Annotated in this window: 25 protein-coding genes and 1 tRNA gene; 15 read left to right on the forward strand and 11 right to left on the reverse strand. The window is 67.0% G+C overall.

Annotated elements, in window-relative coordinates:
* Window positions 1-181 precede the first annotated feature (181 nt).
* Complete coding sequence (locus VGV41_RS22135) at window positions 182-397, reverse strand: hypothetical protein (protein ID WP_326866385.1); 216 nt, start codon at window positions 395-397, stop codon at window positions 182-184.
* Between the two features lie 119 nt (window positions 398-516).
* Between VGV41_RS22135 and tcuA the strand changes: the two genes are divergently transcribed.
* A complete protein-coding gene (gene tcuA / locus VGV41_RS22140) occupies window positions 517-1,905 on the forward strand; it encodes an FAD-dependent tricarballylate dehydrogenase TcuA (protein ID WP_326866386.1) in 1,389 nt (462 codons plus the stop codon).
* The gene (gene tcuB, locus VGV41_RS22145; RefSeq protein WP_326866388.1) at window positions 1,892-2,992 is read left to right on the forward strand and encodes a tricarballylate utilization 4Fe-4S protein TcuB; all 1,101 of its coding nucleotides are present in this window, start codon (window positions 1,892-1,894) and stop codon (window positions 2,990-2,992) included. Before tcuA ends, tcuB begins: the two co-directional genes overlap by 14 nt.
* Before the next feature lie 55 nt (window positions 2,993-3,047).
* Here tcuB and VGV41_RS22150 read toward each other — a convergent pair whose 3' ends face one another.
* The 3 genes from VGV41_RS22150 to VGV41_RS22160 all read right to left on the reverse strand — a co-directional run bounded on the left by VGV41_RS22150 (window position 3,048) and on the right by VGV41_RS22160 (window position 6,464).
* A complete protein-coding gene (locus tag VGV41_RS22150) occupies window positions 3,048-3,419 on the reverse strand; it encodes a BA14K family protein (RefSeq protein WP_326866389.1) in 372 nt (123 codons plus the stop codon).
* Window positions 3,420-3,601: 182 nt separating this feature from the next.
* A complete protein-coding gene (gene lon / locus VGV41_RS22155) occupies window positions 3,602-6,031 on the reverse strand; it encodes an endopeptidase La (RefSeq protein WP_414705190.1) in 2,430 nt (809 codons plus the stop codon).
* A gap of 19 nt (window positions 6,032-6,050) precedes the next feature.
* Entirely contained in the window at window positions 6,051-6,464 is a 414-nt protein-coding gene (locus VGV41_RS22160) for an Hsp20/alpha crystallin family protein (RefSeq protein WP_326866390.1), read from the reverse strand.
* Window positions 6,465-6,683: 219 nt separating this feature from the next.
* Here VGV41_RS22160 and VGV41_RS22165 point away from each other — a divergent pair, with 219 nt between their 5' ends.
* The 4 genes from VGV41_RS22165 (at window position 6,684) to VGV41_RS22180 (ending at window position 9,642) form a co-directional block, all read left to right on the forward strand.
* Window positions 6,684-6,935, forward strand: coding sequence for a hypothetical protein (locus VGV41_RS22165; protein ID WP_326866391.1), 252 nt, complete (start codon window positions 6,684-6,686; stop codon window positions 6,933-6,935).
* Between the two features lie 103 nt (window positions 6,936-7,038).
* The gene (locus tag VGV41_RS22170) at window positions 7,039-8,283 is read left to right on the forward strand and encodes an NAD(P)/FAD-dependent oxidoreductase (RefSeq protein ID WP_326866392.1); all 1,245 of its coding nucleotides are present in this window, start codon (window positions 7,039-7,041) and stop codon (window positions 8,281-8,283) included.
* 62 nt (window positions 8,284-8,345) lie between these two features.
* On the forward strand, window positions 8,346-9,227 hold the full coding sequence (locus VGV41_RS22175; protein ID WP_326866394.1) for a helix-turn-helix transcriptional regulator: 882 nt from the start codon (window positions 8,346-8,348) through the stop codon (window positions 9,225-9,227).
* 25 nt (window positions 9,228-9,252) lie between these two features.
* Window positions 9,253-9,642 carry a DUF971 domain-containing protein gene (locus tag VGV41_RS22180; protein ID WP_326866396.1) on the forward strand — a complete coding sequence of 130 codons (390 nt, stop codon included), beginning with the start codon at window positions 9,253-9,255 and terminating at the stop codon, window positions 9,640-9,642.
* Window positions 9,643-9,849: 207 nt separating this feature from the next.
* Here VGV41_RS22180 and VGV41_RS22185 read toward each other — a convergent pair.
* From VGV41_RS22185 to VGV41_RS22195, 3 genes are all read right to left on the reverse strand, one after another.
* Window positions 9,850-9,924, reverse strand: a tRNA-Val gene (locus VGV41_RS22185).
* A 127-nt stretch (window positions 9,925-10,051) separates the two neighbouring features.
* The gene (locus tag VGV41_RS22190; RefSeq protein ID WP_326866397.1) at window positions 10,052-11,359 is read right to left on the reverse strand and encodes a hypothetical protein; all 1,308 of its coding nucleotides are present in this window, start codon (window positions 11,357-11,359) and stop codon (window positions 10,052-10,054) included.
* Between the two features lie 169 nt (window positions 11,360-11,528).
* Window positions 11,529-12,044 carry a DUF1134 domain-containing protein gene (locus VGV41_RS22195; RefSeq protein ID WP_414705191.1) on the reverse strand — a complete coding sequence of 172 codons (516 nt, stop codon included), beginning with the start codon at window positions 12,042-12,044 and terminating at the stop codon, window positions 11,529-11,531.
* Between the two features lie 168 nt (window positions 12,045-12,212).
* Between VGV41_RS22195 and VGV41_RS22200 the strand changes: the two genes are divergently transcribed.
* The gene (locus tag VGV41_RS22200; protein WP_326866399.1) at window positions 12,213-12,710 is read left to right on the forward strand and encodes a YHS domain-containing (seleno)protein; all 498 of its coding nucleotides are present in this window, start codon (window positions 12,213-12,215) and stop codon (window positions 12,708-12,710) included.
* Here the strand turns inward: VGV41_RS22200 and VGV41_RS22205 are convergent, their stop codons facing one another.
* The gene (locus VGV41_RS22205) at window positions 12,711-13,550 is read right to left on the reverse strand and encodes a 3'(2'),5'-bisphosphate nucleotidase CysQ (RefSeq protein ID WP_326866400.1); all 840 of its coding nucleotides are present in this window, start codon (window positions 13,548-13,550) and stop codon (window positions 12,711-12,713) included.
* Between the two features lie 117 nt (window positions 13,551-13,667).
* Here VGV41_RS22205 and chpT point away from each other — a divergent pair, with 117 nt between their 5' ends.
* The 6 genes from chpT (at window position 13,668) to VGV41_RS22235 (ending at window position 19,921) form a co-directional block, all read left to right on the forward strand.
* Complete coding sequence (chpT, locus tag VGV41_RS22210) at window positions 13,668-14,300, forward strand: histidine phosphotransferase ChpT (RefSeq protein WP_326866401.1); 633 nt, start codon at window positions 13,668-13,670, stop codon at window positions 14,298-14,300.
* A 148-nt stretch (window positions 14,301-14,448) separates the two neighbouring features.
* The gene (locus VGV41_RS22215) at window positions 14,449-17,067 is read left to right on the forward strand and encodes a hybrid sensor histidine kinase/response regulator (RefSeq protein ID WP_326866402.1); all 2,619 of its coding nucleotides are present in this window, start codon (window positions 14,449-14,451) and stop codon (window positions 17,065-17,067) included.
* Window positions 17,064-17,525 carry a chemotaxis protein CheW gene (locus VGV41_RS22220; protein ID WP_326866403.1) on the forward strand — a complete coding sequence of 154 codons (462 nt, stop codon included), beginning with the start codon at window positions 17,064-17,066 and terminating at the stop codon, window positions 17,523-17,525. Before VGV41_RS22215 ends, VGV41_RS22220 begins: the two co-directional genes overlap by 4 nt.
* A gap of 29 nt (window positions 17,526-17,554) precedes the next feature.
* Complete coding sequence (locus VGV41_RS22225; RefSeq protein WP_326866404.1) at window positions 17,555-17,920, forward strand: response regulator; 366 nt, start codon at window positions 17,555-17,557, stop codon at window positions 17,918-17,920.
* Between the two features lie 19 nt (window positions 17,921-17,939).
* The gene (locus VGV41_RS22230; protein WP_326866405.1) at window positions 17,940-19,055 is read left to right on the forward strand and encodes a chemotaxis response regulator protein-glutamate methylesterase; all 1,116 of its coding nucleotides are present in this window, start codon (window positions 17,940-17,942) and stop codon (window positions 19,053-19,055) included.
* Window positions 19,052-19,921 carry a protein-glutamate O-methyltransferase CheR gene (locus VGV41_RS22235; protein WP_326866406.1) on the forward strand — a complete coding sequence of 290 codons (870 nt, stop codon included), beginning with the start codon at window positions 19,052-19,054 and terminating at the stop codon, window positions 19,919-19,921. The genes VGV41_RS22230 and VGV41_RS22235 overlap by 4 nt, the downstream gene beginning before the upstream one ends.
* A 68-nt stretch (window positions 19,922-19,989) precedes the next feature.
* Here the strand turns inward: VGV41_RS22235 and VGV41_RS22240 are convergent, their stop codons facing one another.
* Both VGV41_RS22240 and ctrA read right to left on the reverse strand, forming a co-directional pair.
* Window positions 19,990-20,409, reverse strand: coding sequence for a DUF1236 domain-containing protein (locus VGV41_RS22240; protein WP_326866407.1), 420 nt, complete (start codon window positions 20,407-20,409; stop codon window positions 19,990-19,992).
* Between the two features lie 297 nt (window positions 20,410-20,706).
* Entirely contained in the window at window positions 20,707-21,408 is a 702-nt protein-coding gene (ctrA, locus tag VGV41_RS22245; protein WP_326866409.1) for a response regulator transcription factor CtrA, read from the reverse strand.
* Window positions 21,409-21,841: 433 nt separating this feature from the next.
* Between ctrA and fliI the strand changes: the two genes are divergently transcribed.
* Complete coding sequence (gene fliI, locus VGV41_RS22250) at window positions 21,842-23,167, forward strand: flagellar protein export ATPase FliI (protein WP_326866410.1); 1,326 nt, start codon at window positions 21,842-21,844, stop codon at window positions 23,165-23,167.
* A gap of 108 nt (window positions 23,168-23,275) precedes the next feature.
* On the forward strand, window positions 23,276-23,698 hold the full coding sequence (gene fliJ / locus VGV41_RS22255) for a flagellar export protein FliJ (protein ID WP_326866411.1): 423 nt from the start codon (window positions 23,276-23,278) through the stop codon (window positions 23,696-23,698).
* A 67-nt stretch (window positions 23,699-23,765) separates the two neighbouring features.
* On the opposite strand, the gene VGV41_RS22260 is transcribed toward fliJ, so the two are convergent.
* A complete protein-coding gene (locus VGV41_RS22260; RefSeq protein ID WP_326866412.1) occupies window positions 23,766-25,433 on the reverse strand; it encodes an NAD-dependent malic enzyme in 1,668 nt (555 codons plus the stop codon).
* Window positions 25,434-25,497: the final 64 nt, after the last annotated feature.

Here is a 25,497-nt window from a genome sequence, read left to right on the forward strand (position 1 = left end):
CGGTGTGCTGATCCACCCGGCGGCTTTGAGTGCGAATGACCGACGCTGTTGTGCTGGCATTGCGGGGTCCCGCAGCCGGCCGAAGCGTTGGCTGCGCATTCCATGCGTGAGATTGCTTGTCTGCAATGCCAACGCCGCCCCGGCGATCGCCGTTCCGGGAGGTCGTCGATGTGCCGTCGGCTCACTGATCGTGGGCGACGGCACCGGTCGTCGCGGCGTGGGAGGCGCTGACGGCACTGTAGATATGATCGTCGATGTTCTGTCGCATGACGAAAGCCGCAGTCACCGCGCCGACCAGCACGACGATGCTGATCCAGGTGCCGAACCCGTCCATCCGGGGGCTCGTGCGGTGGCTCGACGGCAGCTGCGCTTCGCGGCGCGGGAGGTGCGTCGGCATGGGATGCCTCCTGCATGACTGCAAGACGTTCAACGCATGGATGCGGACGGCTGTTCCGCATGTGCGGAATTGATATGGGCGCCACCCTGTGCTCTATGCGCCACATGAGTCATGACACTTTGAGCGACCCCTTCGATGTTGTGGTTCTGGGCGGCGGCAACGCCGCCTTGTGCGCTGCGATCAGCGCCGCGCGGGCCGGGCGCCGCACCGTGGTGCTGGAAGGCGCCCCAGAGTTCTATCGGGGAGGCAATACGCGCCACACCCGCAACCTGCGCTGCTCGCACGACGGCACGGCGCCGACGATGACCGGCCCCTACGAGCAGCAGGAATTCCTCGACGACCTCTATCGCGTCACCGGCGGGCAGACCGACAAGACCCTTGCCGAGATGACGATCGCGCGTTCGCGCGAGCTTCTGCCCTTCATGGACGAGCAGGGGGTGCGTTTTCAGCCGCCGCTCGGCGGCACGCTCAGCCTGGGCAAGACCAACGCCTTCTTCCTGGGCGGTGGCCGCGGCATGCTCAACGCGCTGTACCGCCGCGCCGAGGCTTTGGGCGTCACCTGTCTCTACGACACGCCGGTCACCGGTTTGACCATCGAGGACGGCTTCTTCGTCTCCGCCACCGTCAAGCACAAGGGTCGTGAGCAGCAGGTGCGCGGCAAGGCCCTCGTCGCAGCCTGCGGCGGCTTCGAGGCGAACATCGAGTGGCTGAAGCAGTATTGGGGCGAGGCCGCCGACAACTTCCTCATCCGCGGCACGCCGTACAATCGCGGCGACGTACTGCGCATGCTGCTCGACAAGGGCGTCGCCGCCGTCGGCGACCCGACGCAGTGTCATGCGGTGGCGATTGACGCGCGCGCGCCGAAGTTCGACGGCGGCATCGCCACGCGTCTCGACAGCGTCATCTTCGGCATCATGGTCAACCGCCAGGCGCAGCGCTTCTACGACGAGGGCGAGGACACCTGGCCCAAGCGCTACGCCATCTGGGGCCGTCTGGTGGCGCAGCAGCCGGAACAGATCGGCTATTCGATCATCGATTCCCAGTCGATCCACCTGTTCATGCCGTCGATCTTCCCGGCCATCACGGCGCAGTCGATCCCGGAGCTCGCCGGCAAGCTCGATCTCGATCCGGCCGCGCTGGCGAAGACGGTCGACGACTTCAATGCAGCGGTGCGCCCGGGCACCTTCGACCACACGGGGCTCGACGATTGCCGCACGGAAGGGCTCGCCATTCCGAAGACGCACTGGGCGCGGCGCATCGACAAGCCGCCGTACTATGCCTATCCGCTGCGGCCGGGCATCACCTTCACTTATCTCGGCGTGCGCGTGAACGAAGAGTCGCGGATGATGCTCGAGGGCGGTAAGCCGTCGGGCAACATGTTCGCGGCCGGCGAGATCATGGCCGGCAACGTGCTCGGCAAGGGCTATCTCGCCGGTATCGGCATGACCATCGGCGCCGTGTTCGGCCGCGTCGCGGGGGAGGGAGCGGCCAAGCATGCTCGCAACTGAGAATTTGCGCGAAGCCGATCGTCTGATGACGATCTGCAATGCCTGCCGTTATTGCGAGGGCCTGTGCGCCGTATTCCCGGCCATGGAAATGCGCCGCACCTTCGGCGCCGGCGACCTCAATTACCTCGCCAATCTCTGCCACCAGTGCGGCGCCTGCTACACCGACTGCCAGTACTCGCCGCCGCACGAGTTCAACGTCAACGTCCCGGCGGCGATGGCCAAGCTTCGCAACGAGAGCTACGCCGTCTACGTCTGGCCGAAATTTCTCTCCGGCCTGTTCGCCCGCAACGGCGTCTTCGTCACGCTGGCGACCGCGCTCAGCGTCGCCGCCTTCATCATCGGCTTCGTGGCGTGGAGCGATCCGGCCGCGCTGTTCTCGCGCAATGCGGGCGACTTCTACAAGGTGATGCCGCACAACGCGATGGCCCTGCTGTTCGGCATCGTCGCGCTCTATTGCATCCTCGCCTTCGTCGTCAGCCTCGCCGCCTTCTGGCGCGACATCGGCGGGTCGCAATCGTCACCGGGCGTCGCTGGCTTCGGCAGGGCGGTGAGCGACGCCCTGCACCTGACCTATCTGCACGGCGGCGGCGGCGAGTGCACCAGCGAAAGCAAGCGGCCGTCGTCGGCGCGGCGCATCTTCCACCACTTCACTTTCTACGGCTTTCTGTTCGCCTTCGCCGCGACCTGCGTCGCCACGATCTATCACTACGCCTTCGGCTGGCACGCGCCCTACGCGGTACTGAGCCTGCCGGTCGTGCTCGGCACCATCGGCGGCATCGGCCTGGTCGTCGGGCCGCTCGGGCTCCTGACGCTGCAGGGCAAGCGCGATCCGATCCTCACCGACACCGCGCATCGCGGCATGAACGTCGCGTTCGTGCTGATGCTGCTCCTCACGGGCCTGACCGGCCTTCTGCTGCTGGTGCTGCGCGATACGGCGGCAATGGGCATGCTGCTCGCCGTGCATCTCGGCTTCGTGCTCGGCCTGTTCCTCAGCCTGCCTTACGGCAAGTTCGTGCACGGCCTCTACCGTTTCCTGGCGCTGGCGAAATACGCCGGCGAGCGCCGCTCGGGCCAGTTCATCGAGTAGATACGAAAACGCGCCGGACCAGGTCCGGCGCGTTTCATATCAGTTCTAGGTCGGGTTACGGGCAGGGATGGCGCATGCCGTCGTAGCCGAGGAAGGTGCCGCTCGACGGATCGTAGGAGCGGTACCGCTGCTCGCAATAGGCCACGCCGCCGCCGCCGGAGCGTTCAACGACCACTGGGCCCGGCGCGTAACCGTAGCCATACTCCGGGGCGTAATCGTAACCGTAATCGGGACCGTAGCCGCGGTAATACGGCCCGCCGGCGATCGCGCCGCCGATCAGCGCACCGGCCGCGAAACCTGCGATGCCGGCACCAAAGCCGCCGCCGCCGTGATGGTGGCCATGCCAATGTTGAGCTTGCGCGGGGGCTGCGGCGAGGACGAAGGCAGTTCCGACCGCGGCTGCGGTCATTGCGAGTTTCGACACCATGGGGCGCTCCATTCGGGACTGTGGGTTCTGCCCGGAAACGCGGGGGCCGGTGCGCCCGTTCCGAATATTGCGACGATGACAGAATCGAACACGCAATCGTGCGAATTGGCTTTGGTGCCGCCACCAAACGATTGTGGCCGGGACGGTCCCGGCCACAATTGAGACGTCCTGCCCGCGCGGTGTTACGCGAGCGCTTCCGTCGGGGTGTCGTCCGGTGCCGAGGCCGGCGAGACGACCTTGTCCTCCAGTGCCGCGGCGACGGCTTCCTCGACGCGCTCGAGCCAGACGAACGCGAGGTCGCGCCGCACTTCCTCGGGGATATCGTCGAAGTCACGCTTGTTGCGCGCCGGCAGCATAACCCGCTTGAGCCCCGCCGCATGCGCGGCGATGACCTTCTCCTTGATGCCGCCGACCGGCAGCACCAGGCCGCGCAGCGAGATTTCACCGGTCATGGCGGTGTCGCTACGGATGGTGCGGTCGGTCATCAGCGAGGTCAGCGCCATGAACATGGCGACGCCCGCGCTCGGCCCGTCCTTCGGGATGGCGCCTGCCGGCACGTGCACGTGGATGTCCGACTTCTCGAAGCGGTCGGGATCGATGCCCAGCAGCACGGCGCGGTTCTTGACGATGGACAGCGCTGCCTGCGCGCTTTCCTTCATCACGTCGCCGAGCTGGCCGGTGAGGATCAGCCGGCCTGAGCCGTGCACGCGCGTCGCCTCGATGAAGAGGATGTCGCCGCCGACCGGCGTCCAGGCAAGCCCGGTCGCGACGCCAGGCACACTGGTGCGCATGGCGACTTCGCTCTCGAACCTGCGCTGACCGAGACTCGCCGCGAGATCGCCGACGTCGACGCGGATGTTCTCCGCCGAGCCTTCGGCGATGCGCACCGCCGCGTTGCGCAGGACCTTGCCGATCTCGCGCTCGAGATTGCGCACGCCGGCTTCACGTGTATAGGCGTGGATGATCTCGCGCAGCGCGCTTTCCGTGATCTCGACCTGGCCCTCCTTGACACCGTTCGCGTCCATCTGGCGCTTGACCAGATAGCGTGAGGCGATCTGCAGCTTCTCCTGTTCGGTGTAGCCGGAGAGGCTGATGATCTCCATGCGGTCGCGCAACGGCCCCGGGATGGTGTCGAGCATGTTCGCCGTGGCGATGAACACTACGCGCGACAGGTCGAATGGCACGCCGAGATAGTTGTCGCGAAACGTGTTGTTCTGCTCCGGATCGAGCACCTCGAGCATGGCCGCGGACGGATCGCCATGGATGCCGGCGCCGAGCTTGTCGATTTCGTCCAGCATCATCACGCAATTGCGCGAACCCGCCTTCTTGATGCCCTGGATGATGTTGCCCGGCAACGCGCCGATATAGGTGCGCCGGTGGCCGCGGATTTCCGCCTCGTCATGCACGCCGCCGAGCGACACGCGCACGAACTTGCGGTTCATGGCGCGCGCGATCGACTGGCCGAGCGACGTCTTGCCAACGCCGGGAGGCCCGACGAAGCACAGGATCGGCGCCTTGCCGGCGGGCGCGAGCTTGCGGACGGCGAGGAACTCGACGATGCGGCGCTTGATCTTGTCGAGGCCGTAGTGGTCGGCGTCGAGGATGCGGCGAGCCTCGGCGATGTCGATCGTCTGCTCTTCCGGCAGCTTCCAGGGCAGCTCGATCAGCCAATCGAGATAGGTGCGCACCATGCCGTATTCGCCCTGCGCCTCCGGCATGCGCTGCAGCCGGCGCAGTTCCTTTCTGGCCTGGTCCTCGACGTCCTTCGGCATGCCGGCGTCAGTGATCTTCTTCTCCAACTCGGCCAATTCCTCGGCCTTGCCTTCCTCGCCCTCGCCGAGCTGCTTCTGGATCGCCGCCATCTGCTCGCGCAGCAGCACCTCGCGCTGACGCTCGTCGAGCGACGCCCTGGTCTGCTTGCCGATCTCGGCGGAGAGCTTGAGCACCTCGATGCGCTGCGCCAGAAGCCGGGACACCTTCTCCATGCGCGCGGTAATGTCGACGGTCTCCAGGATCTCCTGCTTTTCCTCGGGCTTCACGTCCATGTAGGAGACCGCGAGATCGGCGAGCGCGCCGGGATTCTCGATCCCCTGGATCGCGCCGACAAGTTCCTGCGGCGCCTGCGGCAGCAGTTCGACCGACTCAAGGGCCTGCCCCCGCAGATGCAGGAAGCGCGCCTCGATCTCGGGCGTGCGCGTCGTCGGTTCCGGAATGCGCAGCACGCGCGCGACCATGAACGGCCAGCCGCTCAGGAATTCGAGCACCTGGAAGCGTTGCTCGCCCTGACAGATCAGGTGATTGGCGCCGTCCTGGCCGGTGATGTAGCGCACGACGTTGGCCACCGTGCCCATGCGGTGCATGTCGATTGCCGTCGGATCGGCAACGTCGGGATCGCGCTGCTTGAGGATGCCGACCGGACGCTGCTCGCGCACGGCCTGCTGGGCCGCGGCGATCGACTTCGAACGGCCGACCGTGACCGGCATCACCATGCCGGGAAAAAGCACGAAGTTGCGCACCGGCACGATGATCATCGCGTCGGCCGGCAGTGGCGGGAGATGGTTCTCCTGGCGACCCTTGTTGGCGTCGCCGGATGGGCTTGTGCCCTCGCTCATCGAGCGCAGATTTTCAGACTCAACCACGGAAAGTCCCTTTCTCGAGGGTGATCAGCAGACAGCCATTCGCCATGGACCGGCGGACATTGGCGTAGCGTCCCGCCGGCAACCGCACCCGCTTCTCGAAGCGGCCTTGCGGCAGTTCCAGACGATGGATGGTCGCGGTCTGTAGCTCCGGGGGCAGCACCCGCAGGCCGGCCACCAGGAGCGTGCCGTCCTCGATCACTGCCTCGACCCGATCCGGGTCGACGCCGGGCAAAGCGAAGAACACGAGCACGTCCCGGTCCGTCTCCAGCACGTCCACCGGCGGCTCCCAGGCGGGCACTCGCGCGGCGGTGCGGATCGGGCGGAAGAACTCGCGATGCATGCGCTCGGCCCGGACCAGCACCTCGCAGGCCTCCGACCACATCCAATCGTTGCGAAAATCCGTCATCGACTCACCTTTCCGCCCTCATTTGATAGCGGCGGGGCGGAATTCAATGATTGATGCCCGTCAATGCGGCACTGCCTACCGGTTGGGCAAACAAGAGACGATGGCGGCTCGGCCGGTGGATAGTGGGTACAAGTCGGCTGCTGTCAGCGCGCTGCCAGAACTTGGTAACGAGGTGGGTGTTTTCCAGATGCGGGGCGAGACCAGCCAAAGGTGAGATCAATGCGTTCGAGCAACCGTCTGCCGACCCGGTTTCCGGACGGCGCGAAATACGTGCTGGAAAGCCATGGCGGCATGGTGCGCCGGTTCGTGGAGTTTCCGGACGGCCGCCGGGTGACGCTGCCCGCGCGCAAGGCCGCGGCCTGCGTCTGCTCCGAGCTGGCCGAAGTCAGCATCGTTCCGGCGGTCGCCGAAACCCAACTGCCGCGCCGCCGCGCCGCCCGTCGGACGGTCCGCGCGCTCGCGCACGCCTGACGCCCCGTTGTTGCGGACCCCCTGCCGGTCCCCGGCCGGGTGACATTGCCGGCCAAAGCGCATAAGACCCCTGCCGTTTCGCGGTGCGCGTGAGCAGGGGCTGATGGCCGGAACGCTTATCCTCGGCGGCGGGCAGGGTGGCTACCAGGTCGCCGCGTCGCTGCGCGAAGCCGGCTACGCAGAGCCGGTCCTCATCGTCGGCAACGAGCCCGTCCTTCCCTATCAGCGGCCGCCTTTGTCGAAGGCTTACCTGCTCGGCGACACCACGGCCGAACGGCTGCAGCTCCGCCCGCAGAGCTATTACGACAAGCACGAGATCGGCCTGATCGTCGGCGAGACCGTCACCGGTATCGACCGGCCGGCGCGGCGCGTGACGCTCGCCTCCGGCCAGACGCTCGCTTACGACCATCTGGTGTTGGCGACCGGCGCGCGCAACCGCACGCTCCCGGTGCACGGTGCCGAGGCCGACGGCGTCCTTTACCTGCGCACTTTGGCCGAAGCCGACGCCATCAAAGAGCGTTTCCACGCCGCGCAGTCGATCGTCGTCGCCGGCGCCGGCTTCATCGGCCTCGAGCTCGCGGCGGTGGCGAGCAAGCTCGGCAAACAGGTGACCGTGCTCGAGGCGCTCGGACGGTGCATGAGCCGCGCGGTGTCGATGCCGGTCTCAAGCTTCTTCGCCGAGGCGCATGCCGCCTGGGGCGTGCAGCTCCTGTTCGAGGCGCGGCTCGCCAGCATCGACAGCGCGGGCGGGCGCGTCACCGGCGTGACCACGGCCGACGGCCGCAGGATCCCGGCCGACCTCGTGCTGGTCGGCATCGGCATCCTGCCGGAGACCGGGCTGGCGCAGGCGGCCGGCCTTGCGCTCGACAACGGCATCGCCGTCGACGCGCAATTGCTCACGAGCGATCCCGCCATCTCCGCCATCGGCGACTGCGCGTCGTTCCCCGACGCGGCCACCGGCGCGCGCCTGCGCCTTGAATCGGTGCAGAACGCCGTCGACCAGGGCCGCTACGTCGCCCAGCGCATCGTCGGCAAGTCCGACGGCGGCTATGCGGCGGTGCCCTGGTTCTGGAGCGACCAAAGGGACCTAAAGCTGCAGATGGTCGGTCTGACCGGCGGCTGCGACCGCACGGTGGTGCGCGGCGATCCGGCGACGCGGGCGTTCTCGGTGTTCTGCTTCAAGGGCGACCGGCTGCTCGGCATCGAGTCGATCAATCGCGGCGCCGACCATATGTTCGGACGGCGGCTCATCGGTGCCGGACAGTCGCTCACGCCTGAGGAAGCCGCCGACCTCTCCTTCGATTTCAAGGCGAGGCTGGCCAGCCTGCCGCGCGCGGCGGCCGGCTGAGCGCATGGCGCCGCGAGGCGGCGTCGGATAGCCTTGCTCACTTTGCACCCGGGGCATTTCCCATGCAGCTGTTCACGACGTCCGAAGCCGCCGGCTATCTGCGCCTGAAGGAACGCAAGATCTACGAGATGGTCGCCGAGGGCAGCATTCCCTGCACCAAGGTGACGGGCCGCTGGCTGTTCCCGAAGGTTGAGCTCGATCACTGGCTGACAACGAGCATCCAGCGTCCGCCGGGGCTGTCGCGGCCGGAGCCGGCGCCGATCGTCGCCGGCAGTCACGATCCGCTGCTCGAATGGGCGCTGCGCGAGAGCGGCTGCGGGCTGGCGACGCTCGCCATCGGCAGCGAGGCCGGCATGGAGCGCTTTCTCGCCGGCGAGGCGATCGCCGCCGGCATGCACCTGCACGCGCTCGACAACCCGGAAGCGGATGCCAATGTCGCCATGCTAGAGGCGCGCAACGACGTCGGCGACGCGGTGCTCATCGGGTTTTGCCGGCGCGAGCAGGGCTTCCTCGTGCCCACGGGCAACCCGGGCAAGATCACCCGCATCGAGGACGTGCTGGAAAAGCACGCGCGCGTCTGCATGCGGCCGAAGGGCGCCGGTGCGCAGCTCCTGCTGCTCGCGCTGCTCAATCGGTCCAGGGCGACGCTTGAGGCGGTGCAGACCGGGCCGATGTGCCCGACCGGGCCGGACATCGCGCAGGCGATCCGCGCCGGGCGCGCCGATACCGGCATCGCCACCCGCTCGGTGGCCAATTCCGCCGGGCTCGATTTCGTGCCGATCGTCTGGGAGGCGTTCGATCTGCTGATGCGCCAGCGCGATTATTTCCGTCCGGCGATGCAGTCCCTGGTGCAGTTCCTGCGTTCGCAGGATCTCGCCGCCCGCGCCGGCGAGATGGGCGGCTTCGACCTGTCGACCGCCGGCACGGTGCGGTTTGTGAACTGACGCGCCGCGCGCTAGAAGACGGCGCATGACCGATGCAAAGCGCGAATCCTGGCCGACCGAATTGCGGCTCGCCAAGGACTGCAAGACCCTGACCGTCTCCTTCGACAGCGGCGAGCGCTTCGAATTGCCGGCCGAATATCTGCGCGTGAAGAGCCCGAGCGCGGAAGTGCAGGGACATTCGCCGGATCAGCGGCAGACCGTTCCCGGCAAACGCGACGTCGCCGTGCTCGAAGTGCTGCCGGTCGGCAATTACGCGGTGCGGCTCGTCTTCGACGACATGCACTCGACCGGCATCTTCGACTGGAACTACCTCGCCGAGCTCGGACGCAATCGCAGCAAGTATTGGCAGGATTATCTCGACGAGCTTGCCGCGAAGAATCTCACGCGCGAGCCTCAAGCGCGGCGCAAATCCTGACGCGGGGCGGCGATCGAGGAGGGCACACCGTCATGACCCATGTCCAACCTGAAAACGGCGCACCGGAGCGCATCGGCAAGCTGATCGGCACCATTCTCGCCGGTCTCGTCGTGCTCGCGGTCGTCGCGATCATGGTGCGGCAGTTCGCCTGAGGAGGCAGACGCGGCGGCAGCCGCGTTCGGTCGCTTTCAATTGTTTCGGAGGCGATGGTGGGCGGTATAGGGATTGAACCTATGACCCCACCCGTGTGAAGGGTGTGCTCTCCCGCTGAGCTAACCGCCCGGCCACCAAGCGTGGCGGGTATAGGGAATGCGCCGGAGAGGGTCAAGCGATCCGGGGTCGTCAGAATGCACGGTCCCGGGTCTGCAAAGCAGCGCTTCGCGCTGCATGGCGCCCGGGACAAAGCTCGTTAGTTCCGCGTCTTCGGGTCGTCGGCGATGGGGCCGCGCACGGACTGGCTCTGCAGCGCGCGGATGCGGTCGGCAAGATTGCCGCCGACCTCGGCTGCGGTCTCGAGCGTGACATCGCCATGCACGGTGACCGGAGCCGCCGCGGCCACGGCGCGGTCGCGGGCGGTCTCGGCCGCCAGGATCGCGTCGATGGTCGAGTTCGGCCCTTCCAGCGACGAGGCGAGCCGCGCCACTTCCGCAGCCACGTCGTTGATGCGCTCGCGCAGCAGCGCGTTCTCGACCCGCTCGTTGGCCCAGGTCTCTTCGGTCTCGCGCTTAATGTTGGCGAGATCGCGCGCGATGCGGTCGCGGTCGTCGCGCGTGTGCTCGAGCTCGGCCTGAAGCTGGCTGTTCTCGGTCTTCAGCTTCTGGGTGGCCGAGGACGAACGGCCGTCGAGTTCGGCGATGGCCGCGCGCAGGTCGGCTTCGGTCTTCTGCGCGGTCTCAATCTGACTGCGGATCTGGCGCAACTCGAAATCGCTTTCGGTCAGGAGGCGCGACTGCTCGGTGAGCCGGTTCTCCAGGTCCTGGGCCCGACGACCGAGGATCTCGGCTTCCGTCGTTTGCGCGACCAGCGCGTGCTCCAGCTCGGAGACGCGGCGGCCGAGGTTCTCCACCTTGCCGCGCTCTTCCGCGAGCTCCTGCGTCGCCGCCTTCAATTCGACGCGCTCGGCGTCGCGGCGGTCTTCCACCGCTTTCAGATCGTTGCCGGCGGCGGTGAGGCGGTCCTTGAGCGCGTCGACCTGCGTCTTCAGCGCGACGATCTCGACCTTCTGCGCCTCGGCGACGCTCGACTTGTCGTCGTACTCGCTGACGAAGCGGGCGAGTTCCGCTTCCTTCTCGGTCAGCGCACGCTGCGCCTCGAGCATCGCATTGGTCTTGAACGCGAACTCTTCCTCGGTGGCGCGCAACTGGTCGCGCAACGCCTTGTCGCGCGCTTCCAATGCGAAAATGGTGGCGGTCTTTTCGCCGAGCTCGATCTTGAGCCGGTTGATGGCGTCGCTCTTCTTGCCGAGCTCGGCGAGCTGGCCGGTGCTCTTCATCTTGAGCTGCTCGACGCTCATTTCGAGGCGCCGCGTCGACATGGCGAATTCGGCGCGCAACTGATCCTTGTCGGCCTGGATTTCCGCCATCGACAGCGGCGTCGCGGCTTCGAGCCGGCGCATGGTCAGACGGACGGCGCGGTTGTGGACGAGGGGGACGACGACGAGGCCGATCAGGGCTGCGACGAGGAAGCCGATCCCGAAATACATGATCGGTTCAATCATGAAACAACGCCTCCAACTCACCCCAACCCGGCAACCCCGCGGAAACCATCGCACGGAGATACCGCGCCGACCAAGCGCTAGCCCACATTAACCTAAACCCGGCGCCGCGTCGCGGCTGCCGGGTTCAAGTGCATCGTGCGGACGGAGCTTATTTCGCGGGTGACGGCGATCAGAACGGGTTCCAGGTCGCGCGCTGCGTAAATTTGAGATAGCCGATATTGGCGCCGAGCCTCAGTCCCACGCCGGAGCGGATCGGAACCACGACGATCTTGTTGGCCGTCAGAGCGGTCATGCCGAAACCGCCAATGAAGTAGGCGGAGCCGTCGATGCCGGCGAAGCGCTGATAGATCGCCTCGGTCGAGGGCAGGTTATAGACGAGCATCATGGTGCGCGCGCCTTCGCCGCCGGTGTCGAAGCCGACCGACGGGCCTTCCCAGAAGACGCGGCGGTCGCCGGCATTGCGGGTGTAGAGCTTGCCGTCGCCGTAGCGCAGGCCGACGACCAGCGCGCCCGAGCCTTCCTGACCGAGGATGTAACCGTTCGGCTCGCCCCAGCGGCTGACCGCCTTCTCGACGATCTGGGCAAGGCCTTGCGACACGGAGCCGAAGAAGCGGTGCCCTTCCTGGACGATCTCTTCCGGGCGGAAAGTGTCGCGCCGGTGAGGCGGCGGCGCCCCCTGCGCCATTGCGAGGTCGGAGCCGAAGCCGACCAGGCACAGGATCAGAGCGGCCAGCCGCAAGGTCGCGCGCATCGAAATCTCCATGGATGAGGTGGCCCCCGAGCCCCTTAACCGGATGCTCATGCCGGGCGCCTAAAGGTTCGAGGCACCGGCAGACACGCCCGAATCGCCCGAATGTCGCCACAGACTATGACCGCAGCACGGCAGCCGGAAAAGCCCGCGTTCCGACGCCTCTTGATCGGTCTGGCGCTGGCCGCCGGCCTCCTCCCGGCCGCTGCCGCCGATCCACTGGTCGTGAACGCCGGCACCGGACTGGCGCTCAGCGGCTACGATCCGGTCGCCTATTTCACCAACCGACAGCCGGAGCTCGGCAAAGCGAGCCTCGAGACCACCTTCGACGGCGCGGTCTGGCGCTTCCGCAATGTCGGCAATCAGGCGGCCTTCAAGGACCATCCCGACGTCTATCGGCCTCGCTTCGGCGGCTACGACCCGGTCGGCATCGCCCACAGCCGCTCGGTGCCGGGCAATCCGCTGGTCTGGGCGATCGTGGGCGAGAAGCTCTATCTCTTCTATAGCGACAAGGACCGACGGGCGTTTCTCGCCGCCCCGGGGCCAACGCTCGAGGCCGCCGAACGGCGCTGGCCCGAGATCCAGCGCATGATCGGCCGCTGATCACCGCCCGAGCGCGGCCCGCCGCCGGTCGCCCCAGGCAATGAAGCCCGGCACCAGGAATTTGCCGCCACCGCCGAAGCGCAACGGCTGCCCGTCGGGATCGGTCACGATACCGCCCGCGGCGGCGAGGATGGCGCAGCCGGCGGCGATGTCCCATTCGCTCGTCGGCCCCAGCCGCGGATAGAGATCGGCCTTGCCTTCGGCGATGTGGCAGAACTTTACCGACGAGCCGCAGGCGTAACGTTCCACCGCGGCAAAGCGGCCGAGGAAGGCCTCGCTGTTCGGGTCGAGATGGCTGCGTGACACCGCCACTTTGAGGGTGTCGGGTGCGATCCGCACATGCAACGCGGTGCGCTCCTGCGCTTTTTCGGCCGGTTCGCCCGGCGCGAGCCGCAGGCGGTCGGCGAAACGGCCGGGCACGCCGCGCCAAATCACCCCCTGCGCCGGCGCTGCGATCAGCCCGGCGATCGGGACGCCATGGGTGACGATGGCGAGATTGACGGTGAATTCGTCGCGTCCGGCGATGAATTCCTTGGTTCCGTCGAGCGGGTCGACGACGGCGAAGCTTTCGCCCAGCTCGGCCGGCGCGCGGCCGACGCTTTCCTCGGCGACCACCGGAAGCCCCGGCAGCAGCCGGCCGAGCCCGTCGAGGATGACCGCTTCCGAGGCCTCGTCGGCGGCGGTGACCGGCGATTGGTCGGCCTTGATGCGCCGTTCGACCTCGTCGACAGGCTTCAGGAGTGTCGCCGCCGCCGCGCGCGATACGATCGTGGTCAGGTCGTCTATCAGCCGGACGGCGTCATCGGCGGTCATTGCGGCAATACGGGAGGCTTCGGTCACGTCGGTTTCGGTCCTTGGCGGTCTGGAGGACGCGGTGTATGGCCGTGATGGACCACGGCGGGCCTCGATTCGCCTGTTTTGTGGCGCAGATGCAAGCCCCCGCGGAGATATTCGTCCATGTCCGGAAGCCCGATCGAAGCGCTCGACCTCGCCGCCCTGCTGTGCTCGCGCGTCTGCCACGATCTGATCAGTCCGGTCGGCGCCATCGTCAACGGGCTCGAAGTGATGGCCGAGGACAAGGACGAAGAGACGCAGAAATTCGCGCTCGACCTGATCAAGAAGAGCGCCGGCACAGCCTCTGCCAAGCTGCAGTTCTGCCGCATCGCCTTCGGCGCCGCCGGCTCGGCCGGCGCGCAGATCGATTCCGGCGACGCCGAGAAGGTCGCGCGCGGCTTCCTCGAGGACGACAAGACCAAGCTCGACTGGCGCCTGCCGCGGCTGCTGTTGCCGAAGAACCGGGTGAAGCTGCTGCTCAACATGCTGCTGATGGCGGCGCAGGCGATCCCGCGCGGCGGCCGCCTCGGCGTCGACGCGATCGGCGAGGGCGAAGCCATGGGCTTCAAGGTCAGCGCCGCCGGCACCAACGCCAAAGTCCCGCCGAACGCCGCGCTCATTTCGGGCGAGGTCGGCGAGGAGGGTCTCGATGCGCACCGCATCCAGCCGTTCTATGCCGGGCTCCTGGCCAAGGCCTGCGGCTTGACGGCGAGCGCGGCCATGGAGGGCGACGCGATGGTGGTCACCGCGCAATAAGGCGGCCGCCGATCGTTAATGAATATTTAATTCGCCGACGATTAGGGCGTTACCGCAACTAAAATTAAACCCTTCACCGACACACTGACGCGCATCCGAAGCCATGCGTGAGGGCGGGCGTGCTTCCGCCGGTGAAAGCGTTTTCTCAATGGACGACCTGCTGCGCGAGTTCGTGACCGAGACGAACGAGAGTCTCGATCTCGTCGACGTCGAACTCGTGCGTTTCGAGCAGGATCCGAACAACGCCAAGATCATCAATAACGTCTTCCGCCTCGTTCACACGATCAAGGGGACCTGCGGATTTCTCGGCCTGCCGCGCCTCGAGGCGCTGGCGCATGCCGCCGAAGCGTTGATGGGACGCTTCCGCGACGGCGTGCCGGCGACGAGCGACGCGGTGACGCTCATTCTCGCCGCCATCGACCGGATCAAGGGCATTCTCGACTCGCTGGAGCGGGAGCAGCGTGAGCCCGACGGCAGCGACGCGGACCTGATCGGCGGCCTGACCCACATGGCCGCGGGCCTGAGCGCACCGAAGACGGAGCCGGCAGAGGTTCAGCACCACAGCGTCGGCACGCTGGTCGAACAGGTGCTGGAGCGGCCGCTGTTGCCCGGTGAGGATTCGCTCGACGATTTGGAGCGCGCCTTTCGCGCGACGCCGGTCGAGCCGCCGCAGCACCAGACGAAATCGCCGCTCGGCGAGGGCGGCAAGGACGACGATCAGAAGAACGGCAACCAGTCGATCCGCGTCTCGGTCGAGACGCTGGAAAGGCTGATGACCATGGTCTCCGAACTGGTGCTGACGCGCAATCAGTTGCTCGAGATCGGCCGCCGCCACGAAGAGTCGGAATTCAAGACGCCGCTGCAGCGCCTGTCGAACGTCACCGCCGAGTTGCAGGAAGGCGTGATGAAGACACGCATGCAGCCGATCGGCAATGCCTGGCAGAAGCTGCCGCGCATCGTGCGCGATCTCTGCAACGAGCTCGGCAAGGAGATCGATCTCGACATGCAGGGCGCCGAGACCGAGCTCGATCGGCAGGTGCTCGACTTGATCAAGGATCCGCTCACGCACATGCTGCGCAATTCGGCCGACCACGGGCTCGAGACGCCCGCGGAGCGGCGCGCGGCCGGCAAGCCGGAGCGCGGGCGAATCCGTCTCTCGGCGTGGCACGAGGGCGGCTTCATCGTCATCCAGGTCGCCGACGACGGTCGCGGGCTCAACACCGAGCGCATCAAAGCGAAGGCGTTGGCGCAGGGTCTCGCGACCGAAACCGAAATCGAGAAGCTGACCGAAGCACAAATCCAGAAATTCATCTTCGCGCCCGGCTTCTCCACCGCCGCGGAGATCACCAGCGTGTCCGGCCGCGGCGTCGGCATGGACGTGGTGCGCAACAACATCGATCAGATCGGCGGCACCATCGACGTACGTTCGGTTCCGGGCGTCGGCCTCAGCTTCACCATCAAGATCCCGCTGACCCTGGCGATCGTCTCGGCGCTGATCGTCGAGGCCGCCGGCGACCGTTTCGCCATTCCGCAGCTCGCGGTCATCGAGCTGGTGCGGGCGCGCGCCGATTCCGATCATCGCATCGAGCGCATCAAGGACACCGCGGTGCTACGCCTGCGCGACAAGCTGCTGCCGCTGGCGCGCCTGAGCAATCTGCTCGGACTGGCGCGCGCGCCGGCGGACGATCTCGAAGGCGGCTTCATCGTGGTGACGCAAGTCGGCCCGCAGACGTTCGGTATCGTCGTCGACGCCGTGTTTCACACCGAAGAAATCGTGGTGAAGCCGATGTCGAGCAAGCTTCGCCACATCGCAATGTTCTGCGGCAACACCATCCTCGGCGACGGCTCGGTGATCATGATCATCGATCCGAACGGGATCGCGCAGGCGCTCGGCCGCACGGCCGCTTCGCAATTGCACGGCGCGGCCGCCGAAGAGACCGCGGTCGCGGCCGTGGCGTCCGAGCAGAGCACGTCGCTGCTCGTCTTCCGCGCGGGCTCGGCGCAGCCGAAAGCGGTGCCGCTGGCGCTCGTCACGCGTCTGGAAGAGATCGACGCGCGCAAGATCGAGCTGTCGAACGGCCGCCACATGGTCCAGTACCGCGGTCAATTGATGCCGCTGGTGACGATGAACGCGAATGTACAGGTGCGCGCCGAGGGTGCGCAGCCGCTACTCGTCTTCTCCGACGGCGCGCGCTCGATGGCGCTGGTCGTCGACGAGATCGTCGACATCGTCGAGGACCGCCTCGAGATCGAAGTCGCCGGCAGCGACGGCGTCATCGGCTCGGCGATCATCAAGGGCCAGGCGACCGAGATCATCGACGTCGGCCATTTCCTGCCGCTCGCCTTCGAGGACTGGTTCCGCCGCAAGGAGCAGAAGCTCGCGCTGCGCCCGCGCTCGGTGCTGCTGGTCGACGACTCGCCATTCTTCCGCAACATGCTGGCGCCGGTGCTGCAGGCGGCCGGCTTCGAGGTGACGACCGTCGGCTCGGGCGCGGAAGCGCTCGCGCATATCGACGGCGGCCGCGCCGTCGACATCGTCATCACCGACATCGAGATGCCGGAGATGGACGGGTTCGCCTTGACGCAGGCGCTGCGGCGGCATCCGCGCGGCGCCGAGTTGCCGGTCATCGGCCTGTCCTCGGTCGTCTCCGCCGAAGCGATCGCGCGTGGGCGGCAGGTCGGCTTCCACGACTACGTAGCCAAGTTCGACCGTCAGGGCCTCATCGCGGCGCTGAAGGAACAGAGCGAATTCGGGCGGGCGGCATGAACGGCAACGAAACCGGCACGCAGCGCGAATACGTCACGGCGCAGATCGGCGGCGAGCTGATCGGCCTGCCGATCCTGCGCGTGCAGGACGTCTTCATCCCGGAGCGGCCGACGCGCGTGCCGCTGGCGCCGCCGGAGATCGCCGGCGTGCTCAATCTGCGCGGCCGCATCGTCACCCTGATCGACATGCGCCGCAGGCTCGGGCTCGCGCCGTCGGCCGAGGACAAGCCGAGGATGGCGATCGGCGTGGAGATGCGCGGCGAGTCCTACGGCCTTCTCATCGACGGCATCGGCGAAGTGCTGCGGCTCGACGACGAGGCGCGGGAGCCGAACCCGGTCAATCTCGATCCGCGGCTGGCGCGGGTCTCGACCGGCATTCACCGGCTCGACGACCAATTGCTCATGGTGATCGATGTCGACCGCGTGCTCGACATCGCTGTGGAATCGATGGCGGCGTGACCGCTCAAGGACTGAAGCGAGGACGCGAAATGAAGACCTGTCTCATCGTTGACGACTCCAGCGTCATCCGCAAGGTGGCGCGGCGCATCCTGGAAGGGCTCGACTTCCAGATCAAGGAAGCCGAGGACGGGGAGCAAGCCCTCGACGTTTGCCGCAAGGGTTTGCCGGAGGCGATCCTGCTCGACTGGAACATGCCGAACATGGACGGCTACGAATTCCTGCGCTCGCTGCGCCGGATGCCCGGCGGCGACTCGCCGAAGGTCGTCTTCTGCACGACCGAGAACGACGTCGCGCACATCGCCCGCGCGCTGCACGCCGGCGCCAATGAGTACATCATGAAGCCGTTCGACCGGGAGATTGTCGAGGCGAAATTCCAGGAAGTCGGCCTGCTCTGACCGCACCGGAATTGAAGCCATGAACGTCGCCGCCGCCACAGTTGCGCCCGAGGCCACCTCGCGCAAACGCATCCGCGTCATGATCGTCGATGATGCCGCGGTGGTGCGCGGCCTGTTCGCGCGCTGGGTGACGGCCGAGCCCGATCTCGACGTGGTCGCGCTCTTGCGTACCGGCCGCGACGCGGTCGACGAGATCGAGCGCAGCGATCCCGATGTTGTGGTGCTCGACGTCGAGATGCCGGAGCTCGACGGCATTTCCGCGCTGCCGCTGCTGCTGGCGAAGAAGCGCGACGTCGTCGTGATCATGGCCTCGACGGTCACGCGCCGGAACGCGGAGATCAGTCTCAAGGCGCTGGCGCTCGGCGCCGCCGATTACATTCCGAAGCCGTCCTCGCCGGCCGACGTCAACAGTTCCGACAATTTCCGCCGCGAGCTCATCGAGAAGATCCGGCAGCTCGGTCCGCGTGCGCGCCGCCCGCGCGTCGCTGCCGCGGCGGTTCGTCCGGCGCGCCCGCACGTGCCGCTGGCGCTGCGGCCGATGCCGCTGACGCCGCCGCGCGTGCTGCTGATCGGTTCGTCGACCGGCGGTCCGCAGGCGCTCGACGCCGTGCTGTCGCACTGCGGCAGCCTGATCGCGCGCGCGCCGGTCCTGATCACGCAGCATATGCCGCCGACCTTCACCGCCATCCTCGCCGAGCACCTGTCGCGCGCGGTCAAGGTGCCGGTGCGCGAGGCGACCGACGGTGAAGCGATCCTGCCGGGAAGCATCTACATCGCGCCGGGCGGCCACCACATGCGCGTCGCCTCACGCGACGGCGCGGCGGTGATCGTCATCGATGACGGCCCGCAGATCAATTTCTGCAAGCCCTCGGTCGATCCATTGCTCAGCTCCGCGGCGCAGGTGTGGGGCTCGAAGGCGCTGGCGCTCATCCTCACCGGTATGGGTTCGGATGGGCTCGCCGGCGCGCGCGAACTGGTCGCCGCCGGTGGCCATGTCGTCGCCCAGGACGAGGCGACCAGCGTCGTCTGGGGCATGCCCGGACAGGTGGCGCATGCGGGCCTCTGTTCGGCGGTGCTGCCGCTGCCGGACATCGCATCGCGACTGACGCGTCTGTTCACGGGGGAGCGCGCATGACCCCCGACGATTTCGACTATCTGCGCCGCCTCCTGAAGGAGCGCTCCGGCCTCACGCTGTCGGCCGAAAAAGATTATCTGCTCGAGAGCCGCCTGACGCCGGTAGCGCGACGCCTCGGCCTCGCCGGGCTGGGCGAGATCGTCGGGCAGCTGCGCCAGCCCGGCAGTGCCGCGCTGGCCATCGCGGTCACCGAGGCGATGACGACCAACGAGACCTTCTTCTTCCGCGACCGCATTCCGTTCGACCATCTGCGCGACACCATCCTGCCGGTGCTGATCGCGGCGCGGGCGAGGGAGAAGCGCATCCGTATCTGGTGCAGCGCCGCGGCCGCCGGCCAGGAGCCGTACTCGATTGCGATGCTGCTGCAGGCCATGGCGCCACAGCTCGCCGGATTCCGCGTCGACATCCTCGCGACCGATCTGTCGTCGGAGGTGATCGAGCGCGCCAAAGCCGGGGTTTATTCGCAGTTCGAGGTGCAGCGTGGCCTGCCGATCCAACTGCTGGTCAAGCATTTCAGCAAGAACGGTGACGGCTGGGAGATCGCGCCGGAATTGCGCGCCATGGTGCAATTCCGCACGCTCAATTTGCTGCACGATTTTTCGCCGCTGGGTCAGTTCGACGTCGTGTTCTGCCGCAACGTGCTGATCTATTTCGACCAGCCGACCAAGTCGGCGGTGCTGCACCGCGTCGCGCGCCAGATGCCGGACGAATCCTATCTGATCCTCGGGGCGGCGGAGACGGTGGTCGGCCTGACCGACGCTTTCAAGCCGGTCCCGGATCGGCGCGGCCTCTACGCGCCGAACATCGCGGCGCGGCACGGCGGCCAATCCGGCACGCTGCCGCGCTTTGCCAACCGGCTGCGCTGAGCAAAGCTCAAAAACAGAGGGCGCGGCGCCAGCCGCGAGGCCTGCGCCGCGCCCGATCTCACACGCGATCAGTCGATCACTTCGACCACACGACGGGTCTGCGGCTCGACCAGGACGGCGTGGCCGTTGATCACCGTATAGCGATAGTTACCGCGCACGTGGAAGCGGGACGGCACCTCGTAGTAAGTGACGCCGTCCGACGGCAGCACGACGCCGGCGCGCACCGGTTCGCGATAGGTGTAGGAGGGGACGTGCTCCTCCACGACGTATTCGCGGAAGCGCGGACGATCGTCGACGCCGAGAATGCCGCCGACGGTGCCGGCCACCGCGCCGACAGTGCCGCCGACGACGGCGCCGATCGGGCCGGCCGCATGCGCGCCGGCATCGGCGCCTTCCGCGGCGCCGCGCACGGTGCCTTGCGCCTGGGCGGCGATCGGCATCGCGATCACCGCGGCCAAGGCAGTCGCAGCAAGAATCCGGGTCTTCATCGGTCGCTCCATTGTTGAACGAAGGAATCGCCAAAGAGGGCGACTTGGAGCCTGAACAATCCGGCAGCGGGCACTTTGTTCCTGAGGCAAGTTCCATTGACTGACCGCAGGAACTGCAATGCGGCATGAATTCGCGGCATGAATTCGAAGAAACAGAAATTAAAAAACCCCGGGCGAGAGGCCCGGGGTTCCAGTTGGGAGGAGAGAGCCCGAAGGCCCAGTCAAGATGTACGCAGACGCAACGCGGGGAAATCCCTCACGTTCTGTCTGCGCGGCATTCGCGCCGCGGAGGCAGCGTTACGCCGGAATCCTCTCGTCGGCCTCGCCCGGCTCGCGCAGCACGTAGCCGCGGCCCCAGACGGTCTCGATGTAGTTCTTGCCCGACGACGCGTTCGCCAGCTTCTTGCGCAGCTTGCAGATGAACACGTCGATGATCTTGAGCTCCGGCTCGTCCATGCCGCCGTAGAGATGGTTGAGGAACATCTCCTTGGTGAGCGTCGTCCCTTTGCGCAGGGAGAGCAGCTCGAGCATCTGATATTCCTTGCCGGTCAGGTGCACGCGCTGGCCGCCGACCTCGACCGTCTTGGTATCGAGATTGACGACGAGATCGCCGGTGTTGATGACCGACTGGGCATGCCCCTTGGAGCGGCGCACGATCGCGTGGATGCGGGCGATCAGCTCGTCCTTGTGGAAGGGCTTGGTCATGTAGTCGTCGGCGCCGAAGCCGAGGCCCTTGACCTTGTCCTCGATGCCGGCAAGGCCCGAGAGGATCAGGATCGGCGTCTTGACCTTGGACACCCGCAGCGAGCGCAGAACCTCGAAGCCCGACATGTCGGGCAGGTTCAGGTCGAGCAGGATGATGTCGTAATCGTAGAGCTTGCCAAGATCGACGCCTTCCTCACCCAGATCGGTGGTGTAGACGTTGAAGCTCTCGGATTTGAGCATCAGCTCGATGGATTGTGCGGTCGCACTGTCGTCTTCGATCAGTAGAACGCGCATTGAAGTCCCCTTCTCGCCGCACGGGCCGTTCAGTTCAGCGCCGCGGGAGGCGGCGAGTTGTCAAAAAAACGCGGTGGGACAAACCGATTCGACACTATCCCGCCATGGTTAACAAAACCTGATTCTCGCTGGCAAGGGCGCCGTAGGCGTTACCGCCCGAATCGGCGTAAGAGATTGCCAGGAAGCGGTTTTCCGCCACGCGTCGGGTTCGTGCTCCAGTTCAAGAACCGGCCTTAACCGGCTCAGGATCGCCCTTATCGTCCGGCCGGGGTGATTCGAATCCGGCCCGTCTGTCCCGAGACGATGACGCAATGATTAACGACGCGGGTAAACAATCGGTTAAAGGCGGAACAGAGGCGGTAAGCCTAAGGGCGAGTTTACGGCAAAGTCCCGTGAGTTCCCCTGCGGCACGGTGTGCGGAGGCACGCGCAGGATGAAGGCCCTGGCCGAGCAGATAGGCGACCTCGACGGCGTGGAGATCTACGGCCGCGTCATCGGCGTGCGTGGGCTCATGGTCGAGATCGCCGGTCCGATCCACGCCATGTCGGTTGGCGCCCGGCTGATCGTCGAGACCGGTCCCGGCCGCGCCATTCCCTGTGAGGTAGTCGGCTTTTCCGACGGCAATGCGCTGGCAATGCCGTTCGCGGCGCTTGACGGGGTGCGGCGTGGCTGCCGCGCGGTGGTCTCGACCGCCGCCGGCGCGGTGCGGCCGTCGGAGGCCTGGCTCGGGCGCGTCGTCAACGCCCTGGGTGAACCGATCGACGGACTGGGGCCGCTGCCGCCGGGACCGGCACCATATTCTTTCCGCTCGTCGCCCCCACCGGCGCATGCCCGCCGGCGGGTCGGCGCGCCGCTCGATCTTGGCGTGCGCGCGCTCAACACCTTCACCACCTGCTGCCGCGGTCAGCGCATGGGCATCTTCGCCGGCTCCGGCGTCGGCAAATCGGTGCTGCTGTCGATGATGGCCCGCAATGTGGCCGCCGACGTGTCGGTCATTGGCTTGGTCGGCGAACGCGGCCGCGAGGTGCAAGAGTTCTTGCAGGACGACCTCGGGCCGACGGGCCTGGCGCGCTCGGTCGTCGTCGTCTCGACCTCGGACGAGCCGGCGTTGATGCGCCGCCAGGCGGCTTACCTGACGCTCGCCATCGCCGAGTTCTTTCGCGACCTGCACCAGGACGTGCTGGTGCTGATGGATTCGGTCACCCGCTTCGCCATGGCGCAACGCGAGATCGGCCTGTCGGCCGGCGAGCCGCCGACCGCCAAGGGCTATACGCCGACGGTGTTCACCGAGCTGCCGCGGCTTCTGGAGCGTGCCGGGCCCGGCACCGACGAAGGCACCATCACCGGCATCTTCACGGTGCTGGTCGATGGCGACGATCATAATGAGCCGGTCGCGGACGCCGTGCGCGGCATCCTCGACGGGCACATTGTTATGGAGCGCGCCATCGCCGAGCGCGGCCGCTATCCCGCGATCAACATCCTCAAGTCCATCTCGCGCACCATGCCGCGCGCCGCCGACCCCGATTTCGTGCCGGTGATCGCCCGCGCCCGCCAGGTGATGGCGACCTATTCCGACATGGAGGAACTGATCCGGCTGGGCGCCTACCGGCAGGGGTCGAGCCCGGAGGTCGACGAGGCCATCGGCCTGCACAAGCCCCTGGAGGCCTTTTTGGGCCAGGCCAAGGAGGAATCGACCTCCCTCGGGGACGGATATCGGCGCCTGCAGGCGATTCTGGCCGGCGCGGAAACCGAAAACTAACGTTATTGCCCCACAGTGGCTGCGATACGTCCGGACCGCCTGCGCGGGCCACGCACTATTTCGACCGCGTCGGGCGACAATTCGGGGCTTCTGGGGAGTATCCAGTCGATGAAGTCACGCGAGACCCTCATCCGCCTGAAGAAATTTCAGGTCGACGAGAAGCGGCGCAAGGTCGCGCAGATCGAAGCCATGATTGCGGAGTTCGATCGCATCGCGACCGAGCTCGACCGCGAGATCAAGGTCGAGCAAGACCGCGCCGGCATCCACGATCCTGCTCATTTCGCCTATCCGACCTACGCCAAGGCGGCGATCACGCGCCGCGAGAACCTCAGGCGCTCGACCGGGGAACTCAAGGCCCAGCTTGACGACGCGCAGGCAGCCCTCGGCGAGGCCTTCGAGGAATTAAAGAAGGTCGAGATGCTCGACGAGCGCGACCAGGCGCGCGAGAAGGCCGAAGCATCGGCGCGTGAGCAGGCCGAGCTCGATCGCATCGCCGCGATCCGCTACTCCGCAAGCGGGGCGAGAGTTTAAAGCGAACCGTTCCGGTTTTCCGAATTGAACGGCGCCGCCCATGACGGCGCCGTTTTCGTTTGCGGGTTCAACCCGCGCCGCCGACGCAATAGGTGGCGTAACGCGGCGTCCACATCCTGGCGTGCACGGCGGCCTCGACGGTGTCGGCAGTGACGCCCGTGGTCAGCCCCTCGGCATAAGCCTGCTTGCCGACGGCGATCGCCACGGCAATCGCGACCTCGTGCAGGGCGGTGACGCTCGGCAGCAGGTTGGCTTCCGGATCGTTCTTCGCCGGCGACAGGTCGGCGAGCGCGCGGGCTGCCGCCATGAACATCGTGTCGGTGATCCGCCGCGACTGCGTGGCGATAGCGCCCAGGCCCACGCCGGGGAAGATGTAGGAGTTGTTGGTCTGGTCGACGCTGAAGGACGCGCCGCGGCGCATCAACGGCGGGAAGGGGCTGCCGGCGCCGACCACCGCGCGGCCTTCGGTCCAGCGGTCGATGTCGGCCGGCGTCGCCTCGGCGCAGGATACCGGATTGGACAGCGGGAAGATGATCGGGCGCGCGTGCTGCGCCGCCATCGCACGTACGATCTCCTCGCTGAAGGCGCCGGGCTGGCCGGAGACGCCGATCAGCGCCGTCGGCTTCGCTTTGTCGATGACGTCGCGCAGCGAGATGACGCCGCCATTGCCCCAGCCGTCGACCGCCGCGCGCGGCTGCAGGAACGGCCGCTGGAATTCGGCGATGCCGTTCATGCCTTCGATGAGCAGGCCGTCGCGGTCGACGAGATAGAACCGCCGCGCCGCGTCCTTGGCGTCGAGGCCTTCTGCGACCATCGCTGCCAGCAACAGCTTGGCGATGCCGCAGCCGGCCGAGCCGGCGCCGAAGATGGCGATGCGCTGCTCCGATAGCGGCAGGCCGGTGACGTTGATCGCCGCGAGCAGCGTGCCGGTCGCCACCGCCGCTGTGCCCTGGATGTCGTCGTTGAAGGTGCAGAGCCGGTCGCGATAGCGCTCGAGCAGGCGGTTGGCGTTGCCCTTGGCGAAGTCTTCCCACTGCAAGAGCACGTGCGGCCAGCGCTCGGTGACGGCGCTGACGAACTCCTCGATGAAGGCGTCGTACTCCTCGCCGCGCGTGCGAGCATGATTCCAGCCGACATAGAGCGGATCGCGCAGGTTCTCGGCATTGTCGGTGCCGACGTCGATGAGCACCGGCAGCGCGGCGGCGGGATCGATGCCGCCGCAGGCCGTATAGAGCGCGAGCTTGCCGATCGGGATGCCCATGCCGCCGGCGCCCTGGTCGCCCAGCCCGAGGATGCGCTCGCCGTCGGTGACGACGATCACCTCGGTCTTGTCGAACAGCGGATTGGCCAGGATCTGGCGCAGCGTGCCCTTGCGCGGCAGCGAGAGGAACAGGCCGCGCGGCTTGCGGAACAGGCGGCTGAAGGAGCGGCAGCCGGCGCCGACCGTCGGCGTGTAGACGATCGGCAGCAGCTCTTCGAGGTTCTGCGCCAGCAGGGCGTAGAACAGGGTCTCGTTGGTGTCCTGCAGGTCGCGCAGGAAAGCGTAGCGCTCGAGATCGGTGGCGAACTCGCGGAAGGCGGCGAGCCGGCGGCTCACCTGCTCGTCCATGGTCGCGACCCGCGGCGGCAGCAGCCCGTGCAGGCCGAAAGCGTCGCGCTCGTCCTCGGTGAAGGCCGTGCCCTTGTTGAAGCGCGGATCGGCAAGCAGGCGGTATCCGAAGAGGCCCCCCGGCACGGGAACGCAGGTTTCAGACGGTGACGACGACAAGGACAATGGCTCCGGCGAGGCGGCGCGGACG

The sequence above is a fragment of the Pseudolabrys sp. genome (genome assembly GCF_035943735.1).
Taxonomy (GTDB): Bacteria; Pseudomonadota; Alphaproteobacteria; order Rhizobiales; family Xanthobacteraceae; genus Pseudolabrys.

What these genes read in the sequence shown, in the direction of transcription:
- VGV41_RS22230 (WP_326866405.1), top strand. Translation starts at nt 17,940, where the DNA reads ATGAACGTCGCCGCCGCCACAGTTGCGCCCGAGGCCACCTCGCGCAAA.
- VGV41_RS22235 (WP_326866406.1), top strand. Translation starts at nt 19,052, where the DNA reads ATGACCCCCGACGATTTCGACTATCTGCGCCGCCTCCTGAAGGAGCGC.
- VGV41_RS22220 (WP_326866403.1), top strand. Translation starts at nt 17,064, where the DNA reads ATGAACGGCAACGAAACCGGCACGCAGCGCGAATACGTCACGGCGCAG.
- VGV41_RS22225 (WP_326866404.1), top strand. Translation starts at nt 17,555, where the DNA reads ATGAAGACCTGTCTCATCGTTGACGACTCCAGCGTCATCCGCAAGGTG.
- VGV41_RS22215 (WP_326866402.1), top strand. Translation starts at nt 14,449, where the DNA reads ATGGACGACCTGCTGCGCGAGTTCGTGACCGAGACGAACGAGAGTCTC.
- fliJ (WP_326866411.1), top strand. Translation starts at nt 23,276, where the DNA reads ATGAAGTCACGCGAGACCCTCATCCGCCTGAAGAAATTTCAGGTCGAC.
- tcuB (WP_326866388.1), top strand. Translation starts at nt 1,892, where the DNA reads ATGCTCGCAACTGAGAATTTGCGCGAAGCCGATCGTCTGATGACGATC.
- VGV41_RS22170 (WP_326866392.1), top strand. Translation starts at nt 7,039, where the DNA reads ATGGCCGGAACGCTTATCCTCGGCGGCGGGCAGGGTGGCTACCAGGTC.
- VGV41_RS22195 (WP_414705191.1), bottom strand. Translation starts at nt 12,044, where the DNA reads ATGGCGCAGGGGGCGCCGCCGCCTCACCGGCGCGACACTTTCCGCCCG.
- VGV41_RS22165 (WP_326866391.1), top strand. Translation starts at nt 6,684, where the DNA reads ATGCGTTCGAGCAACCGTCTGCCGACCCGGTTTCCGGACGGCGCGAAA.
- VGV41_RS22180 (WP_326866396.1), top strand. Translation starts at nt 9,253, where the DNA reads ATGACCGATGCAAAGCGCGAATCCTGGCCGACCGAATTGCGGCTCGCC.
- VGV41_RS22135 (WP_326866385.1), bottom strand. Translation starts at nt 397, where the DNA reads ATGCCGACGCACCTCCCGCGCCGCGAAGCGCAGCTGCCGTCGAGCCAC.
- VGV41_RS22150 (WP_326866389.1), bottom strand. Translation starts at nt 3,419, where the DNA reads ATGGTGTCGAAACTCGCAATGACCGCAGCCGCGGTCGGAACTGCCTTC.
- fliI (WP_326866410.1), top strand. Translation starts at nt 21,842, where the DNA reads ATGAAGGCCCTGGCCGAGCAGATAGGCGACCTCGACGGCGTGGAGATC.
- lon (WP_414705190.1), bottom strand. Translation starts at nt 6,031, where the DNA reads ATGAGCGAGGGCACAAGCCCATCCGGCGACGCCAACAAGGGTCGCCAG.
- VGV41_RS22160 (WP_326866390.1), bottom strand. Translation starts at nt 6,464, where the DNA reads ATGACGGATTTTCGCAACGATTGGATGTGGTCGGAGGCCTGCGAGGTG.
- VGV41_RS22200 (WP_326866399.1), top strand. Translation starts at nt 12,213, where the DNA reads ATGTCGCCACAGACTATGACCGCAGCACGGCAGCCGGAAAAGCCCGCG.
- chpT (WP_326866401.1), top strand. Translation starts at nt 13,668, where the DNA reads ATGTCCGGAAGCCCGATCGAAGCGCTCGACCTCGCCGCCCTGCTGTGC.
- VGV41_RS22190 (WP_326866397.1), bottom strand. Translation starts at nt 11,359, where the DNA reads ATGATTGAACCGATCATGTATTTCGGGATCGGCTTCCTCGTCGCAGCC.
- VGV41_RS22240 (WP_326866407.1), bottom strand. Translation starts at nt 20,409, where the DNA reads ATGAAGACCCGGATTCTTGCTGCGACTGCCTTGGCCGCGGTGATCGCG.
- VGV41_RS22175 (WP_326866394.1), top strand. Translation starts at nt 8,346, where the DNA reads ATGCAGCTGTTCACGACGTCCGAAGCCGCCGGCTATCTGCGCCTGAAG.
- ctrA (WP_326866409.1), bottom strand. Translation starts at nt 21,408, where the DNA reads ATGCGCGTTCTACTGATCGAAGACGACAGTGCGACCGCACAATCCATC.